We start from the raw sequence: 17,289 nt of genomic DNA on the forward strand, positions 1-17,289 counted from the left end.
CGTGTCGAGCAATTTACGGCGGAGCAGGTCAAGGCTCCAACTGGTCATTGCAAGAAAGAAGGGGAGGATCGAATGAAGCAGATGCAATCGTTGCGCGTGCATTTCCTGACGGGAGCCGCGCTTATTTTTTGTCCGGTCGTGCCAGCGCTGGCACAGGCCCAAACTTCCACCGAAACGCCAGCTGTCACTGCTGCCGAGCAGGCGCAGGGCGGCTCGGATAGCGCAACCGCAGACATCGTCGTCACCGGATCGCGCATCGCGCGCAATGGCTTCGACGCCTCGACCCCGGTCAGCGTGGTCGGCTCCGAGGACATCAAGCTCTCGGGCAATGTGAACGTCGAAAAGACGCTGGCGCAGCTGCCGCAGGTGGTCGGTTCACAATTGGGTAGCGCGACCTCGAATACTGTTCCCGGCGGCTTTGCCGACGTCAACCTGCGCGGCTTTGGTTCGACCCGCAACCTGGTGCTGGTCAATGGGCGGCGCTATGCCATTTATGGTCCGGAGCAGGTTACCGATCTCAACACGATTCCGTCGAGCCTGATTGCGCGCACGGAAATCGTGACGGGTGGTTCGTCGGCCGTCTACGGGTCCGATGCCATCACCGGCGTCGTCAACTTCATCATGCGCGACGATTTCGAAGGCGTGGAAGCGCGCGCCCAGCTCAATATGGATCGTCCCACCGGGACGCCCGTCTATACCGTCGACCTGACGATGGGCGGTAATTTTGCCGACGGTCGTGGCAATCTGGTCGTGTCGGGCAATTATCTCAAGCGCAACTCGATCACGCGCGGGCAGCGCGGCAGCTTTGCCTATGACTCGCTCAACGACGGATGCATCGTGCCGGGCAGCGGCGGCCATGACCGGGCCGGCACGCCCTTCACGCCGGCCTCTGGCCTGGGCTGCGTCGCGGGTGGCGGTGAGCTTGGCTTCGTTGCCGGTGGCAGCGGTGACATTCCCAATGGACGCTTTTCCGGTATTCCGGCGGCGGGCGGCTCCAACGCGGCGCTCAATGCCGCCTATGCCAATGCCGGCCTGTCGGCGATGACGTCGCGCGGCTTCACCTTCAACGATGAAGGCACGGTTGCCCGGCCACAGATCACGCCGCAGGATGATTTTAATCTGGGCCCCGACAATTATCTGATCCAGCCGCAGAAGCGCTGGATGATCAACAGCTTTGGCCATTATGATTTCACCGATGACATCACCGGCTATATGGAGCTTCACTATAGCAGCAATGTGGTGAATGCCCGACTGGCGCCGACCAATGTCGGGTCGCCCACCTTGTTCGATGTCAATAATCCCTATCTGACGCCGCAGTTGCAGGAAGTGCTCCGCCAGCTTGATCTGGCCGAAACCGGGACGACCACCGTCACCAGCGGTACCGCGACGCGGACGACGACCGCAGGGGACGGGCTGGCGGTTCTGACCGCGGGACGCCGCTATCGGGAAGTGGGGCCGCGATTGGCCAGCGAACGGCGTAATGTCTTCCGTGGCGCCTGGGGCTTCAAAGGCAATCTGGGCAGCGTGTCGGACAATGTCCTGACCGATCTCAAGTTCGACGCCTATTACACCTATGCCCGCAGTGAAGACACGTTGCTGCTGCAGAACGCGATTTCGCGTAGCCGGCTGCAGGCGGCCTTGTTGTCGGTCAATGGCGCGGCACCGGTCTGCAACATCTTTGGCCAGAATATCTCCGAAGCCTGCGCCAGCGCGATCCGCATCAACGCCACCAACTCGACCATCGCCACCCAGCAGGTCGCACAGGCGAGCGTCACCGGCACCCTGTTCCAGCTGCCTGCCGGTCCGGTGGGTTTCTCCAGCGGCTATGAGTGGCGCAAGACCAGCGCAACCTTCACGCCGGACTCCTTCCTGGCCTCGGGCGACGTCGCCGGTTTCAATCCCGGCCTGCCGACCAAGGGCGACGTTTCGGTCAACGAGATTTTCGGCGAATTGCGCGTGCCGTTGATCCACGACACACCGTTCATGGAGAGCCTGGTTGCCAATGGCGGCTTCCGCTATTCCGACTATAGCCTGTCCGGCATTGGCGGCCAGTGGACCTATCTGGGCGGGCTCGACTGGCGGGTGAACCGCGATCTTGCCTTCCGTGGACAGTATCAGCGGGCGATTCGCGCACCCAATGTGAACGACCTTTACGGCGGTGTGACCCGTGTCGTCGGTGTCGCGACCGATCCTTGCTCCTCGCGCGCTTCGGCGGCGCAGCGGACCGATGCCGTCCGCGCGGTCTGCATCGCGACGGGCGTTCCAGCCGGCGCGGTCTTCACCGATGCGGTCCAGCCCAACAACATCATGCCGGCGGACTTTGGCGGCAACGTCAATCTGGGTGCGGAAAAGTCCGACACGTTCACCGTCGGCGCCGTGTTCACGCCCAGCTTCGCGCCCAAGCTCTATTTCAGCGTCGATTATTTCAACATCTCGCTGGACGGCGCGATCTCGTCGCTGGGCGGTGGCCTGCAGAACACGCTCAATCTCTGCTATACCGTCATTCAGGACGCCAATAGCGAGTTCTGCCGGGCGATCGTGCGCAATCCCAATACGGGTGAGATCAACGATCCCTATGTGGCGCAGATCCGCAACGCCAATACCGGCAAGCTCAAGACCTCGGGCATCGACTTTGCGATGCGCTATTCCTTCGACGTCGGTTTCGGCTTCCCAGGGCTGGGCAGCACCAGCTCGTTCGATATCAGCAGCAACCTGACCTATCTGGACGAATTCACGTCCACGCCGGTCGCGGCGTTGCCCGACATCAAGAATGAATGTGCCGGAGCCTATGGCCCGACCTGCGGCCAGCCGCTGCCGCGCTGGCGGGCGACGTCGCGCATCACCTGGAATGTCGAGGATCTGAGCCTCAGCCTGCGTCATCGCTATATCGGCAAGGTCACGACCGACCGCTATGTCGTGCCGCATCGTCAGGGGGCGGCGAACGCGCCCAGCCTCGACAGCTTCGCCTACCCGGTGCTGAACGATCAGAATTATTTCGACCTGTCGTTCAACTACAAGCTGCGCGAGGGGATGGAGATTTTCGGCGGTGCGAACAACATGTTCAACAACAAGCCACCGGTCACCACCCAGGGGCCGAATGCCAACACCTTCTCGGCGACCTATGACGTGCTGGGGACCGAGTTCTTCATCGGCGCATCGCTGAAATTCTGAGGACGAGACAGGAGGGCGGGGGCAGCTAGGCTGTTCCCGCCTTCATCATGACAAGGGGATGGATGATGGGTTTTGACCGGCGAAGCTTCCTGCAAGGCGGTGCATGGGCAGGCATGGCCGGGATCGCGCAACCGGCTTTTGCGGCCTCCGGTGCGAGCCTGGGATCGGCTGCCGGGGCCGTTGGCGGGATCGTCGATGTCCGCCGGTTCGGCGCCAAGGGCGACGGCACGGCGATCGATAGCGGCGCGATCAACAAGGCGATCGATCATGTCGCCGGGCTGGGCGGCGGCACCGTCTATTTCCCGGCCGGTTCCTATGCCAGCTACACGATCCGGATGAAGAGCCGGGTCACGCTGTTCCTGGCGGATGGCGCTGTCCTGCTGGCCGCCGCGCCAACCGGCGCGCATGGCTATGACCATGCCGAACCGATCGGGGAGTGGGGTGCTTATCAAGATTTCGGGCATAGCCATTGGCGCAACAGCCTGATCTGGGGCGAGGGGCTGAACGACATCGCCATCCTTGGTCCGGGGCTGATCTGGGGCAAGGGGCTGGGCCGGGGCGACGGCAAGGATAATTGGCTCAAGGATCCGACCGGTCCCGGCACCGGCAACAAGGCGATCGCGCTCAAAAATTGCCGCAACGTCCTGTTGCGCGACATCAGGATATTGGAGGGCGGCTGGTTCGCACTGCTCGCCACCGGGGTCGATAATCTTACCATCGACAATGTGCTGGTGGACACCAATCGCGACGGCTTCGACATTGACTGCTGCCGCAATGTGCGGATCAGCAATTGCACCGTCAATTCGCCCTGGGACGACGGCATCTGCCCCAAGAGCAGCTATGCGCTGGGCCATCCTCGCATCACCGAAAATCTCACTATTTCCGACTGTTTCGTCACCGGCAATTATGAAGTCGGGTCGGTGCTGGATGGTAGCTGGCGCAAGATGCCGCCGTCCTTTGCGCCCAAGATCCACGGACGCATCAAGTTCGGCACCGAATCCAATGGTGGCTTCCGCAACATCACCATCAGCAACTGCATCTTCGAGGATAGCCGGGGGCTGGCGTTCGAGACGGTCGATGGCGCAGTGGTCGAGGATGTGACGGTCAGCAATATCACCATGCGGGGCATTATCGACGCGCCGCTGTTCCTGCGGCTGGGCAAGCGGATGCGCGGGCCTGCGGGCGTACCGATCGGCACGATGAAGCGCATCCTGATCCAGAATGTGGTGAGTTCGGGCGCCAATATGCTGCCATCGGTGATTGCGGGGCTGGTCGATCATCCGATCGAGGATGTCTCCATTGCCGACTGTCATTTCCAGCATGTCGGTGGTGCGCCGACGGCGATGGCCAAGGTGCGTCCGCCCGAGGCCGAACTGGCTTATCCCGAGGCGACGATGTTTGGCGATCTGCCCGCCACCGGTTTCTTCGTCCGCCACGCGCGCAATATCCGCTTCAGCAATGTCGAGGTGGCGGTGGCCGCGCCCGATCCGCGTGCAGCCTTCCGGCTGGAGGATGTGCAGGACGCCGACTTTGTCGGCCTGCGCGCGCCACGCGGCACGACCTGGTCGCTTGACCGGGTCACCGGCTTTCGCAGCAGTGGGGCGCGCTGGATCGCGGACCGCCGGAGCGACGGCCCGCTGTCCGGTGACTTTTAGCCCCTGCGGTCTGGTGCGGCGGCGAAGGCCGCCGCGATCGCATCGCGAAAGGGTTTGGGGCGAAAATCGGCATCGAAGGGGCAGGGCCGCTTGGCCATGCCGTCAGGCCGCAGCCGCATGCCGCTGAGCCAGCTATAGCGGTCGGACAGGCCCCAGCACATCACCGTCTTCGTTTGGGGATAGGATAGCATCAGGTCGAGATAGGCCTTGGCATGGGCGGCGACCTGCGCGTCGCGCGGACCGATGGCGCCGGGTAGCGGATTGTCATGCACGTCCATTTCCGTGACCAGCAGGTCAAGGCCCATGCCGGTGACCTGATCCAGGAAGCGGCGGAAGGCGGGTTCATCCAATGATCCCAGCCCTGTCGGCGTATCGCTGAACTTGCTGCCGAGGTGACTCTGTATGCCAAGGGCATCGATGGGCGTGCCACGCTTGCGCATCTGTTCCAGCAGGCGCAGCACCGCATCCCGATGCACGCCCTCGTCGGCGCGCCAGCCCATATAGTCATTATAGACCAACTGGGCCTTTGGCGCTGCCGCGCGCGCGGTGCGAAAGGCGATGTCGATTGTCTCGAACGCCCCGATATGCCGGGACAAAGCGGTGTCGCGCAGCGCCCCGGTTTCGGAATCGATCGCTTCGTTGACGACATCGAAACTGTCGATCCGGTCGGCATAGCGGCCGGCGACCGTGGCGACATGATCGGTCAGCAGCCGTTCCGCCTCCGCCCTGGGATTGGGCCCATAATCATGCTCCGCCACCCATTGCGGCACCCATCGCTCGCTGTGCCACAACAAGGTGTGACCGCGCACGCCAAGGCCGTTGGCTCCTGCCCAATCCACGATCCGGTCGGCCGCGCGAAAGTCGAAGTGCTGCGGATCGGGACGCGTGATCGACCATTTCATTTCATTTTCCGGCACGACCAGTGCGCATTGTGCGGCATTGAGCGCGCGATAGCGGGGATCGGCGAAATTATCCTTGCCGACCGTGCTGCCGAAGCGGATGCCCTTGGCGGAGCCCAGCGTGGCGAGGGAGTTTACTGATCTTGCCCAGGCAGGAACCGGCAGGGCCAGGGTCGCGGCGCCCGCGATCAGGCTGCGGCGGTCGATCACCCGGTTCACAGCGTCACCCGTTCATTGGCGTGCAGGGTCAGTTGGCGGACGGGCTGTCCCGTCAGGCGCAGGCGGACCGTCTGGGCCTGCGGCTCGATACCGATCAGATGGCGTGGCTTGCCCTGCTTGTCGGTGACGAGGCGCGCGGCCCCACCCTCGATCCGGCCGATTGGTGCGCCCGCAAGGCTGAGGTCGGCGCCCCCGGCGAGATAGACCATGGTGGCGCTGCGTCCCGCATCGGTCGGCATCGACAGATGGGTGGCCTGCGCAGCCTCATGGCCAGGGCGGACATTCCAGTGCAGGTCATCAGCTTCCTCGCAGACGCCGACGAGCCGCCAGCTATAATCGACCATCACCAGCGCGGCGGGGGAATAGCCGGCGGCCTCGGCATGGGTGAAGGCACCGGTGCGCGGGTCCATCTGCTGGCGGAAGGTCATGTCGCGGATCAGCGCTGCGCACCAGGGTGTCATCATCTGGCTGAACTCGGCGGTGCGGCCATAATGGTCGAACCAGCGGCCTGCGCGCAGCGCCGTCAGCGCCTGGGTGGCGCCGCCCCAGCTATTGGCCGGTATCGATCCGACAAAGGCAGGGTCATCCATCGCCACCGACGTCAGCGGATAGGGCGCCCAGAAGGCGGCCGGATTATGCAGTTGCCGGGTCCAGAGCGTGTCGAACAGCGCCTGATCGGGCACATGTTCGCCGCAGACGCGCGAAAGAATATCGGAACGAACGCGCACGAAATCGCCCTTCGCGTCGAGATCGTAGAAGGCCGCATCTTCCGGCACATAGAGTTTGGAGAGGATCAGGCCGCGAATATGATCGGCCTGCGCGGCCCAGCGGTCGGCCTCGCTGGTCTTGCCAAGAGCCGATGCCATTTCGACCAAGGCCCTGCGCCCGCCATAAACGGTTGCGGACAGGTCCGGGCACAGGCGGGGCAGGGTAGCGATGGGGTGATGGGTGCGGGCGTCCTTGTTCGGACACTGGTTGGGCATGCCGGCCCAGCGCGGGCTGTTGTCATGGCCGGTATCATAGGTGCAAAATCCTTCGACCAGTCCGGTGCCGCGCGTATTGCGATAGCGCATCAGCCAGCCATCCCAGGCCGTACAGGCGCGGTAGCTGGCCTCCAGCAGCGCGCTGTCGCCGGTCGCTCGCGCCAGTTCCCAGGCGGTGGCAGCGATCGGCACCACCATCTGGATCTGGCCAAAGCCGGTTTCGACGATCTTGTTGTTGGCGGGCAACTGGCCGTCCGCCCGCTGCAATTCGAAAAAGGTCATATGGCTGTTACGGGCCACGTCCGGCCGGAATTTGCGATAGACCAACGCCTCGTGCGGCCCGCATTCCTGCCAGATGCCCTGATAGACGGCGCCTTCGATCAGCACCGGCTTGCTGACATAGGGCATGACCTGAACATTGGCGGCCAATACCGCCAGCGCCTTGTCATAGGCCGCCTGCCAAAGCCGGTTGGCGGTGTTGAAGCGCGGCGCATCGGCAGCCGGTTCGGCATAGGCCATTCGACTTGCGCCAGCGCTGGCAAGGCCGCTCGCGGCGGTGAGCAGGAAGGAACGTCGATCCATTTATATCCCCTGAGAGCTGGCTTTAAGGCGCGACCGGCGCGGGATGATCGACCCGGACCCAGTCCACGTCGATCGATCCATCCGCGCCGCTGCGGTTGAAGGTGAACAGGCCCGGCCGTGAGCCTTTCCACCAGGAGAAACGGGCAAGGCCAATGGCATCGCCGAACGGCAGGAAGGCGCGGCCGTCGAGACTGTAACTGTAGCGGACCGTCTGGTCTGCGCCGACCTCCGCCCGCAATTCGACGGAGGAGCCGGTGAGGGCAGGGCCGGTGGTTTCCTCCCCGGCCGACGCCAGGGTCAGGTGCATCCTTCCACTCTGCCGGACGATGCCGATCCAGCTAGGCTTCACGCCGAACAGAGTAAGCCCCGCCCGCTGGCCATCGGTCATCCGGCCGATCTCGATCCGGGTCGTGATCCGGCTGCTCGGCCCCTGCAATATCTGGGTCAGCGTGTTGCGGGCGGTTACCAGATGGTCGGCGGGCAGGGCGTGGAGACGGAGGAAACCGGGGCGTGCCGTGAGGCTCCAGGCACGGTCGTCCGGGTTATGGTTCCATTCCCATTGTGGCCCCAGTTGCGCGCTGCCGAATGCGTCCGTGTCCTGGAGCCGATCCGTGCGTGCGGGCGATCCCGTGTCCGGCATGGCATGGTGCTCGACCGGCTGGCCGACATCACTGCCAGGGCGCAGGTCGCCGATCACCGGCCAGTCATCGACCCATTTGAGCGGTTCCAGATAGGTGATGCGGCCAAAGGCGCCGCTGCTGTTGAAGTGGATGAACCAGCCCTGGCCCGACGGCGTTTCGACCCAGCCGCCCTGATGCGGCCCCTGCAGCGCGCTGCTGCCCTGCGCCAGCACGGTTTTCGCTTCATAGGGGCCACGAATATCGCGCGCGCGCAGGGCGACCTGCGCGCCCTTCTCCACGCCGCCATAGGGCGCGAAGATATAATAATAGCCGTTGCGTTTGTAGAATTTGGGGCCTTCGAGGATCGGCAGCTTCTGCTTGTCCTCGACGATCACCGTTCCCCCATCGAGCACGCTCTTGCCGTCCGCGCTCATACGATGGAGGATCAATGGCCCGGCGCCATGGCGGGAATGGACCAGCCAGGCCTGGCCATCATCGTCCCAGAAGGGGCAGGGGTCTTCCAGCATCGGCTGGTCGATCACCTTGACCGGCGCGCTCCAGGGGCCTTCCGCCTTGCTGGCGGTGGCCATGAAGATGCCCTCGTCCGGCGTCGCCCAATAGACGTAGAACAGGCCGGCATGATGGCGGATCGAAGGCGCCCAGACGCCGCCGGCATAGCGGGTGCCGCCGATCGGCTTGGAAATCGCGTCGGTCAGGCTGTGGGGGCCGGGCATGTCATATTCGGGCGCGAACGGCAGGCGCGGCAAGACATGGCGAAGGATCGACCAGTGGACCAGGTCGCGGGAATGGAGGATCGGGATGCCGGGCGAGAAATGAAAGCTCGACGCCACCATATAATAATCTTGTCCGACGCGGATGACGTCGGGGTCGGAATAATCGGCGTAGAGAATGGGGTTGGCGTAAGTCGATGCGGACGAAATCGTCTTCGCCGCGGCGCCAGACCCGCAGATCAGAGAGGCAGCACACAACAGGCTTGTCAGCATTCCGCTTTGAAGCGGCATCACATATCCCTCCTATCGGCAAAGCTTTATAAAGGCGCGCTTTGCTCGTTGATCGACTGATTGTGCGTGGAAGAGTGCTGTAATGCAACAAATTTTAGATAGCGCTACCATTGTCTAGGTGCGTTTTCACAACGACCATTTGTTCGATCTAGATATGCTGCCAGTTTCGACCCATATCAGTCGCTCAGCATCCAATTTCACGCTCCCAGGTGCGGACCGGCAGCTTTCCCATTCTAGATGCCGAGACTGACCGAAACCTGCCGCTTGTTTAATTCCAATCGACTTAGTGTTTGCGCTTACGACACGGGGTACACTGGCTTATGGTCGGGCAAGCTCTACTGAATTGGTGCAATCCGATGACTGACCCGCCTTTGCCGACCGGCTATCGATTGTTCGAAGCGTTTTGGAAGCTTCTCCGCGGGAATCCCAAGCTTCGTTTCGCATCACTGTTAGTTCGCAGCGGCACGACTCTCGCAGCGGGTCCACCGCTCGTGCTGGCCTTGGCGACGCTGTTTACGGATGTGGCATTTCCTCGGCCGCCAGAAGCAATAGCGACTGCGCTAGCCATCGCCGCCCCCTTGTTGGGCGTAGTTCTGATCGGGCTCGGCATTTGGCTATTCGTGAAGCAAGACGACCCGCCGATCTTGGAGGACCATTTCGGTATCTGGATTGCCGACGGACAGACGTTCGAGATGGCCATGCGGACCGTGTTGGCCCATGAAAAGAAAGTGGTATCCTTCCCGGACTTCTCGCCTGAAGAATTAGCGCGGTTGGTGCGCAAGCAAGAACTTGAGGCACGCAGCAGCCTGATTGCTGCCGGCGCGCTTGGGGGACTCGTCGTCGGGCAGGTTCCGTTTCCGGACTATCATGTGATTGAGCACGAGACGACGATCGAAATCAGGAGGGCGCCGTGACCGTCGAAAAGAATTTCCCGAAGCCACCCGGTGGAAAGCTCGTATGTGAGGACGGTCAGTCCGCCGTCATCCGTATCAAGGGCGGAGAGATTACTGCATCCTGTCACAGCCCCGACCCGGGGGTGACCCTCTGGCGAAACGGACAGCTCACGCTCGAGGCCAAGAACTGGCTGCTTGGCGTCGTCAAGGATGAGTGGCGATCATTAAGCGCGCCTTTATCGTTCGACGATCAAGAGATCCTAGAGAGCCGCGTCTACGAGTTTCGTGGCCGTGATGGTCTAAATGTGCGGGTCGAGTTCAGTCCGCCCGAGGTTTCTAAGGGCCGGGGCGGCGGCGGAATGACTTTGGCGGGGTAGCGCCCCAAACCCCGGCATTCGACGTAACAACGTAAGCCTCGACGGAACCTGGCCTTGACGGTAATCGCTGAGTCGACGCAGCAGCGCTTGTACTTCCGGCCTGATCCGCATGGGGCCCTTCCTCCGTTGTCGACCCTTTGAAGACTTTCAGCTGCCAATTTCCGATGCCCAAGTGCGGTCCGTCCGCTAGGCGAGAATCGCATGGCCTGCGGGCGTCAGTTCAAGAGCACGTGGGCGGCGTGTCACGAGCTGGCCCGTCTGCGCTTCGGCATCGAGGTTGTACCGTTCGATGGCACGGTTCGACCCCTAGAGCCGCAGATGGCGGGCGACGCTGCGCTGTGGCGGGAGATCGCGATCCGCGAGGGACTAGCGGAGCCGGATCTCATCCGGCTTGCATCACCTTGGCATACCGATGCTGATCTGGGGCAGCCGGCCGAGGTCGTCGCAGAGGAACAAGGCCGGCGGCTTGGTTTCGCCGGATACCAACCCACCGCCGATGCGCTTTTCGCCCTGTTCAAGCGACTAGGCGTTGATAGACTGATTCCGTGACGGGCTGAGAGATCAGGCCAAAGTTTTCGGCGGCGGCGCCTCTTATGATACGCGCAGAGCCAGAATTCGGCTCCTCAGATACACACCAAATGCCATCTAATATGGCAAAATTTACGCGAGAAAATTACGCAAAATTGGCATTTATTGATCTATGTTACGGTAATGTCGAGATTACTTAACTTGCTATAAACCTCGATACGCCATGACCACACACTCTGAAGGGATGGGTCATGGGTTTTCTGGGGCGCTTGCGCGAAAATGAAGCTGGCAATGTGCTTGTCATGGTTGCAGCCGGATTTCTGCCACTTCTGGGCTTTATCGGTGGCGGCGTCGATATGGCGAGAATCTATCTGGTGAAGACCCGCCTGCAGCATGCTTGCGACGCAGGCGCGCTCGCTGGTCGCAAACAGATGGCAGGCGGAGCATGGGCGGCAAATAATGAAAAAGCCCGGACCACCGCTGAGGGCATTTTCAACATTAATTATGTGCCCGGCTCTTACGGCTCAAGCGAGCTGAACAAGCGTTTTTCTGAAAGTCAGGGGAAAGTATCCGGTTCGGCGTCCGTCATCATTCCCATGACGGTCATGGTTATTTTCGGTTACGGGACCAAGACGATTTCGGTCAATTGCGACGCCGAAATGCGCATCCCCAACACCGATGTCATGTTCGTCCTCGATACCACGGGTTCGATGGCTTCGGTCAATCCTGGCGATGGTGATACGAAGATCAATGGCCTTAAGCAGGCTGTAAAATGCTTCTATGAGGCTCTCGCAAAAATTGACACATCCGCCCAGTGCGGCAGCAACCCGACTGGCTATCGCAACAATGACGTACAGTTACGCTTCGGCTTCGTCCCATATTCTTCGAATGTAAATGTCGGGCGATTGCTACGCAACGACTGGATGGTCGACACCGCACTCTACCAATCACGCAAGGCTAAGACGACAGGCAATACCGACGTTGACGGATTCAAGGAGGGCACGGCGGAGGTCACGTCCACAGAACAAGTCCCCTACAGCATGAATTGGAGCGCGTGGGAAAATCACGGCACGGCTGGTGGCACGAGTTGCAACGGCCGGATCCCTGCCAATTCAATCGAAATGACGGGGCCCGAGAGTGCTCCCTATGCCCAGAGTACGACTGGTAGCGGTGCCAACCGGGTGGTGAGTTGGTCAACCAACCAGGATGGTCGCTACTACAATTATCAGGGTGTGATGGTGGGCGGAAAATGCCAGATACAACGGCGTTATATCAGCGGCTATTTGAAGCGGAACTATCAGCGGACCGATACGACCGGCTTCAAGGAATATGAATATGGTCAACTCAGCTTCGATGTTTCGGGGCTGAAGGCTGGGGCGGACGGTTGGAAGGCCAGCATTGTTGCTCCGGTCGGCCCCTATGGGCAGGCAGCTACCGTGGCTTGGGATGGCTGCGTCGAAGAGCGCCAGACCTATCAGAACACCGACGATAGCCCGGCAGGCGAATTCGCACCAATCCCATCGAATGCGTTCGACATGAACATCGACATGATACCTGATGGATCCGATGCCACAAAATGGAGGCCACTTCTGCCCGATCTGGTCTGGGGGCGCTACGACAGCAACGGCAACTGGACCGTTTCGAAGGTCAAGACCAGCTCAGATCTCAGTCGCAACTATACATATGCGTGCCCGACAGCTGCCTCCAAACTCAAGAGCTATCCATCGGCGAGCAGCTTTGAGTCTTATGTAAATACCCTCTACCCCAACGGCAACACCTATCATGACATAGGTTTGCTGTGGGGCGCGCGACTTATGTCGCCCACAGGAATCTTCGGACCGGAGAATGCCTTCACGCCCACGGGGGGCGAAATCGAACGGCATCTGGTTTTCATGACCGACGGCGACACGGTCACGAGCAACCAAGGCTATACGGCTCATGGCATTGCTTGGTGGGACAGGCGCCAGACCCGCAGCAATGCTGGGCCAGGCGCATCTCTCCTGACAGCTGTCGTGAATGAGCGCACGAAGGCTCTGTGTTCCGCAATCAAGTCCAAGAACATCACCTTGTGGGTGGTCTCATTTGGTAATGGCGTCAGCACGAACGCCCAGGCGCTGCTGCAGTCCTGTGCTTCGCCCAATCGCTATTATGTGGCAGCCAATAGCGCCACGCTGATCTCAAATTTTCAGCAGATCGCCGATGAAATCTCACAGCTGCGACTGACAAAATGAGTCGGCAACAAACTTCAAGATGCAGGATCCTGGCGGATCAATCCGGCGCCACAATTGTCGAGTTTGGCTTGGTATCGACGGTCTTTGTTACCACGCTCCTAGGCTTTTTGGACCTCGGACACAGCCTCTACATGCAGTCTGTTCTGCAAGGCGCAGTGCAGAAAAGTGCTAGAGACGCGACGCTGGAAAGTGGCAAGTCGGAAGCACGGCAGTCTCAACTTGATGCAACGGTACGCGAACGCGTCGAGCATTTGGCCGCGAACTCATCGGTTACTTTCTCGCGGCGATATTTCCGAGATTTCACAAAAGCGGCCCAAGCCACTGCAGAGCCCTTCCAGGACATCAACAACAATGGTCGCTGCGATGATGATGAACCGTTTCAGGACAATAATCACAATACGATATGGGACCGCGATGGCGGTGACAATGGACAAGGCGGCGCCAAGGACAATGTCGTATATACTGTCCAAATCACGTATTCACGCCTGTTCCCCATGGCGCGGCTCATAGGCATGTCCGAGATGGCAACCGTCGAAGCGCGGACGGTCCTGGGAAATCAGCCATTTGGTGAGCAGGGCAGCTATGGCTCGCCAACAGTCGGGCACTGCCCATGAAGCTACTGTCGCTGGTCATCAAGCTGCTAGAAAATAGTCGGGCAGTGGCAGCCGTGGAATTCGGTCTGGCTCTGCCGTTGATGTCGACGATAGCGCTGTCGGGAGCCGAACTGACCAACTTCGTGACGACCAAGATGCGCATCAGTCAATTGGCGCTTCATGTCGCGGACAATGCCGCGCGCATGGGTACTGGCACGGTTTTGGCCAACAAGCAGATCACGGAGGCGCAGATCAATGACCTGCTAACCGGTGCTGGGCTACAAAGTGGGCGGCTTGATCTCTTTGGCCATGGCCGCGTCATACTCAGCAGCATTGAGCCAATTGAGAATCCTAATCCTACCAATCGCTATCGAATAAGATGGCAGCGGTGCCGTGGGGCAAAGACCTGGCCCTCGTCGCAGGGCCGTGCAGGGGACAGCAACCTCTCTGGCGTAACGGTGGGAGGGCAAACCGCTACCGCGCCCGACGATGGCGCCCTCATGTTTGTCGAGATCGCCTATGACTATCAGCCTCTCATTGCGCGCCTGTTCGTGCCGCTAAGTCAAATCACTGCGACAGCCGCTATGACCGTCCGCGACCAGCGGGATTATGGGGGGGGGACCAACGGCATCTACAACAACGAAAATATGGTGCCGTCCACATGCTGAAGGAGCAGTCGGAAAATGGATAAGCTCATCTACCTGGCACTCGGCATTGGCGCCATCATAGTGGCAGCAAGTGACCAGGATGGCGAGAGCCAGCCGGGCAAGTCTTCGCCAACCATTGCCCCGGCAGCGGCAATGCACGAGCAGAGCCGAATGATTTTGCCTGCCAAGCCGAGTGGCAATGCGGTGCCTTCAGTGGCGAATGAGGAATATCTCGAGCCCGTAAACCCCATACCGGAAGCGGCAGACCTGGGAGGCAGAGTAATCCAGGACAGGTTTCAGTCGGACGGCTAGGCCACGTGCCTTCCCTTCCACACATATGATTTCAACTGCGCAGCAAACTGGTCAAAGAATATGGTTTTGCGTTCACCTCGTCCTCTCATGGCCACGCAAGCAGCTTTGACCGATGGGCAAGCCTCGCGCCTGCTTGAAAAATATGAAGAAAGCGGCGCGGGTTGGTTCTGGGAAACCGGCATTGATGGCTCACTGAATTATCTTAGCTCGAAAGTCTCGCGCGCCATGGCGGGAAGTGGCATTTCGCCCAAGAGCCTAACCGACCTCGTCGATAATGAAGCCAGCTTGGCAGAAGAGGCGTCCGAGCGGAGTCTGAGTTTCTACCTTACGTCGCGCTTGCCCTTTGAAGGATTGGTGCTCAAGTCCAAAGGCCAGCATGATGTATGGTGGTCAATCACCGGCGAACCAAGTCATGATGAAGTTGGACGATTTCGCGGTTTCGTAGGTTTCGCGCTGGATCTGACAGATCAGAAAAATTCAGAGATCAAACTGCTGCAGCTGGCGCGTTTTGATTCCCTAACCAATCTCGCCAACAGAGATACGATGCGGCAGGCGCTTGAAAATAGCATCATGTCGTCGGTGCATCGTAAGCATCGTTGCTCCACGATGATCTTGGACCTTGATCGCTTCAAATTCGTCAACGACACGTTTGGCCATCTTGTAGGCGATCAACTCCTGAAAAGCGTATCGGAGCGACTGGTCAAGATTATCGCCGGCAGGGGGCAGGTCGGGCGCCTTGGTGGCGACGAATTCCAAATAGTGTTCGCCGACATTTGTGAACAGGACAGGTTATCGTCGATCGCCATCGATATAATCCACAGTCTATCCCAGCCATACCTCATACAATCGCATCTGGTCACAATTGGCACGTCGATAGGGATTGCTATTTCGGATTACGATCAGCGATCAGCGATCGATATGGTGCGAGATGCCGATTTGGCTCTCTATTCAGCTAAAGCTGCCGGCAGGGGCGCCTATCGCTTCTTCGCGACGGAGATGCATGAGCAAGCGCTTTTAAGGCAGCAGATCGAAGAAGATATGCGCCGGGCAATAGAGCGAGGTGAGTTCCATCTTGTCTACCAACCCGTAGTGCACACTGTAACGGGCCATCTTGTTGGATTTGAGGCCCTGGTTCGCTGGACGCATCCAACACAAGGCATCATCTCTCCCGGAATCTTCATCCCAATTGCAGAGGAATCCGGAATTATCACCGAACTTGGTGAATGGGTTCTACGAAATGCTTGCCTGGAGGCATCGAAATGGCCTGAGAACATTTCAGTCGCTGTGAACATTTCACCAGTCCAGTTCTCAAGTCAGTCCCTTCCCTCTTTAGCTGCCAGTGCCATTGCGTATGCAGGAATATCAGCAAATAGGCTCGAGCTGGAAATCACAGAGGGAGCATTGCTCAATGATACGGCAAAGACGAGATCTGCTATTACGTCTCTCAAAATGCTGGGCGTTAAAATTTCTCTCGATGATTTTGGAACCGGATTTTCGAGCTTAGGATATCTAAAAAGCATTCCATTCGACAAAATTAAAATTGATCAATCCTTCGTAAAAGGAGCCACTGTACCTGGAAACAATAATGTCCATATCATCAAGGCTATAGTTGGCCTTGCAGGTGATCTTGGCATGGTCACGACTGCAGAAGGCGTAGAGACGGAAGATCAGCTTGCGCTCATTCGTGAGTTGGGCTGCACGCTCATTCAGGGATATATTTATGGACGGCCGATGGACGCGGCGGCCGCCTTGGAAAGAACAAAAAGCGAAACGGCAATTGCTGACGGATACATGGTTGACCGCGCGGAACGGCGAAGGATCATTCGGGCGGGACGTATCATTACCGATTCTGCAAATGAAGCCGTAAGGATGCGAAACCTCTCCCGCACGGGCGCGATGGTCGAAACGGATCTCAAATTGCAGGTCGATGACCATGTCTGGCTTGAAATAGGCATGCCCGCACCTCTTGAAGCGGTGGTGCGTTGGACGGAAAATGGCAGAGCAGGCGTAAAATTCATGCAGGCCATCAATCTGGATGAAGTCCTGCAGACAAAGTCCAAGAGTGAGTTCAGCACGTTTGTGCCGCAATATCTCTCGCAGCAGAGTGTAGCTCAATATGCCGACAAGGAAAGGCTAACCCCCAAGGCATTGCTACGTAGATAGCTATTACTGATAGAGAGGTTAAATCTGCACGCATTTCCGCAAGATTGCCTGCGAGTGAGTAGCCCCTAGTTTTCTAGACCCTTGCGTTTTGAAATTTGCTGCCGTTCGAACTGGGCGGTGACAGCACCCCGTTCCTGACCTGCTTGCGCACCGGGTTCACCACCATTCTATAGTGCACTGACGCCTCTTTCGCAATCGGCAGAAAAATTCCGGTTTGAACTGGGTGGAGGTGCGTGAATAAGTGGCTGCTGTCAGGCATTCATTTGGTGGCATGACCGTCTGGAAATTTGGTGAAGCGGATCTCAGAGCGCGTCGTCGGGAATGTCCGCAATCGTCGGACAACCTCCCGAAGCCGACCGTCGCAAATGTCCCATTTGCCGTCATCACAGCCGGC

The 17,289-nt window shown here is 59.5% G+C and carries 13 protein-coding genes; 10 read left to right on the forward strand and 3 right to left on the reverse strand.

What is annotated here, in order from left to right:
* Window positions 1-72 precede the first annotated feature (72 nt).
* Together DIZ22_RS19370 and DIZ22_RS19375 are read left to right on the forward strand one after the other, a co-directional pair.
* Window positions 73-3,171, forward strand: coding sequence for a TonB-dependent receptor (locus DIZ22_RS19370; RefSeq protein WP_048938939.1), 3,099 nt, complete (start codon window positions 73-75; stop codon window positions 3,169-3,171).
* A gap of 65 nt (window positions 3,172-3,236) precedes the next feature.
* A complete protein-coding gene (locus DIZ22_RS19375) occupies window positions 3,237-4,826 on the forward strand; it encodes a glycoside hydrolase family 28 protein (protein WP_048938971.1) in 1,590 nt (529 codons plus the stop codon).
* Here the strand turns inward: DIZ22_RS19375 and DIZ22_RS19380 are convergent.
* The 3 genes from DIZ22_RS19380 to DIZ22_RS19390 are packed head-to-tail and all read right to left on the reverse strand — an operon-like array spanning window position 4,823 to window position 9,151.
* Window positions 4,823-5,944: an endo-1,4-beta-xylanase gene (locus tag DIZ22_RS19380; protein ID WP_048938938.1), complete on the reverse strand. Its 1,122-nt coding sequence runs from the start codon at window positions 5,942-5,944 to the stop codon at window positions 4,823-4,825. The two genes, DIZ22_RS19375 and DIZ22_RS19380, sit on opposite strands and share 4 nt — an antisense overlap.
* Window positions 5,941-7,509 (reverse strand): alpha-L-rhamnosidase, encoded by a 1,569-nt coding sequence (locus DIZ22_RS19385; protein ID WP_048938937.1) that lies wholly within the window; start codon window positions 7,507-7,509, stop codon window positions 5,941-5,943. The genes DIZ22_RS19380 and DIZ22_RS19385 overlap by 4 nt, the downstream gene beginning before the upstream one ends.
* Before the next feature lie 22 nt (window positions 7,510-7,531).
* Entirely contained in the window at window positions 7,532-9,151 is a 1,620-nt protein-coding gene (locus DIZ22_RS19390; RefSeq protein WP_048938936.1) for a glycoside hydrolase 43 family protein, read from the reverse strand.
* Window positions 9,152-9,507: 356 nt separating this feature from the next.
* On the opposite strand from DIZ22_RS19390, the gene DIZ22_RS19395 reads away from it, so the two are divergent.
* From DIZ22_RS19395 to DIZ22_RS19430, 8 genes are all read left to right on the forward strand, one after another.
* On the forward strand, window positions 9,508-10,065 hold the full coding sequence (locus DIZ22_RS19395; protein ID WP_048938935.1) for a hypothetical protein: 558 nt from the start codon (window positions 9,508-9,510) through the stop codon (window positions 10,063-10,065).
* Window positions 10,062-10,421 (forward strand): hypothetical protein, encoded by a 360-nt coding sequence (locus tag DIZ22_RS21995; protein ID WP_048938934.1) that lies wholly within the window; start codon window positions 10,062-10,064, stop codon window positions 10,419-10,421. Before DIZ22_RS19395 ends, DIZ22_RS21995 begins: the two co-directional genes overlap by 4 nt.
* 201 nt (window positions 10,422-10,622) lie before the next feature.
* Window positions 10,623-10,970 (forward strand): hypothetical protein, encoded by a 348-nt coding sequence (locus DIZ22_RS19405; protein ID WP_048938933.1) that lies wholly within the window; start codon window positions 10,623-10,625, stop codon window positions 10,968-10,970.
* Between the two features lie 230 nt (window positions 10,971-11,200).
* Window positions 11,201-13,180 (forward strand): Tad domain-containing protein, encoded by a 1,980-nt coding sequence (locus tag DIZ22_RS19410; protein WP_048938932.1) that lies wholly within the window; start codon window positions 11,201-11,203, stop codon window positions 13,178-13,180.
* Window positions 13,177-13,794 carry a TadE family protein gene (locus tag DIZ22_RS19415; RefSeq protein WP_048938931.1) on the forward strand — a complete coding sequence of 206 codons (618 nt, stop codon included), beginning with the start codon at window positions 13,177-13,179 and terminating at the stop codon, window positions 13,792-13,794. Before DIZ22_RS19410 ends, DIZ22_RS19415 begins: the two co-directional genes overlap by 4 nt.
* Window positions 13,791-14,441, forward strand: coding sequence for a hypothetical protein (locus DIZ22_RS19420; protein WP_048938930.1), 651 nt, complete (start codon window positions 13,791-13,793; stop codon window positions 14,439-14,441). Before DIZ22_RS19415 ends, DIZ22_RS19420 begins: the two co-directional genes overlap by 4 nt.
* 15 nt (window positions 14,442-14,456) lie before the next feature.
* Window positions 14,457-14,732: a hypothetical protein gene (locus tag DIZ22_RS19425; RefSeq protein WP_048938929.1), complete on the forward strand. Its 276-nt coding sequence runs from the start codon at window positions 14,457-14,459 to the stop codon at window positions 14,730-14,732.
* An 87-nt stretch (window positions 14,733-14,819) separates the two neighbouring features.
* On the forward strand, window positions 14,820-16,895 hold the full coding sequence (locus tag DIZ22_RS19430) for an EAL domain-containing protein (RefSeq protein WP_048938928.1): 2,076 nt from the start codon (window positions 14,820-14,822) through the stop codon (window positions 16,893-16,895).
* Window positions 16,896-17,289: the final 394 nt, after the last annotated feature.

The sequence above is a fragment of the Sphingobium sp. LF-16 genome, assembly GCF_003711185.1.
Lineage (GTDB): Bacteria > Pseudomonadota > Alphaproteobacteria > Sphingomonadales > Sphingomonadaceae > Sphingobium > Sphingobium yanoikuyae_A.

Excerpts from the sequence above, each read along its gene's own strand:
- DIZ22_RS19370 (WP_048938939.1), top strand. The coding sequence starts at position 73 with ATGAAGCAGATGCAATCGTTGCGCGTGCATTTCCTGACGGGAGCCGCG.
- DIZ22_RS19375 (WP_048938971.1), top strand. The coding sequence starts at position 3,237 with ATGGGTTTTGACCGGCGAAGCTTCCTGCAAGGCGGTGCATGGGCAGGC.
- DIZ22_RS19385 (WP_048938937.1), bottom strand. The coding sequence starts at position 7,509 with ATGGATCGACGTTCCTTCCTGCTCACCGCCGCGAGCGGCCTTGCCAGC.
- DIZ22_RS19390 (WP_048938936.1), bottom strand. The coding sequence starts at position 9,151 with ATGCCGCTTCAAAGCGGAATGCTGACAAGCCTGTTGTGTGCTGCCTCT.
- DIZ22_RS19395 (WP_048938935.1), top strand. The coding sequence starts at position 9,508 with ATGACTGACCCGCCTTTGCCGACCGGCTATCGATTGTTCGAAGCGTTT.
- DIZ22_RS19405 (WP_048938933.1), top strand. The coding sequence starts at position 10,623 with ATGGCCTGCGGGCGTCAGTTCAAGAGCACGTGGGCGGCGTGTCACGAG.
- DIZ22_RS19410 (WP_048938932.1), top strand. The coding sequence starts at position 11,201 with ATGGGTTTTCTGGGGCGCTTGCGCGAAAATGAAGCTGGCAATGTGCTT.
- DIZ22_RS19415 (WP_048938931.1), top strand. The coding sequence starts at position 13,177 with ATGAGTCGGCAACAAACTTCAAGATGCAGGATCCTGGCGGATCAATCC.
- DIZ22_RS19420 (WP_048938930.1), top strand. The coding sequence starts at position 13,791 with ATGAAGCTACTGTCGCTGGTCATCAAGCTGCTAGAAAATAGTCGGGCA.
- DIZ22_RS19425 (WP_048938929.1), top strand. The coding sequence starts at position 14,457 with ATGGATAAGCTCATCTACCTGGCACTCGGCATTGGCGCCATCATAGTG.
- DIZ22_RS19430 (WP_048938928.1), top strand. The coding sequence starts at position 14,820 with ATGGCCACGCAAGCAGCTTTGACCGATGGGCAAGCCTCGCGCCTGCTT.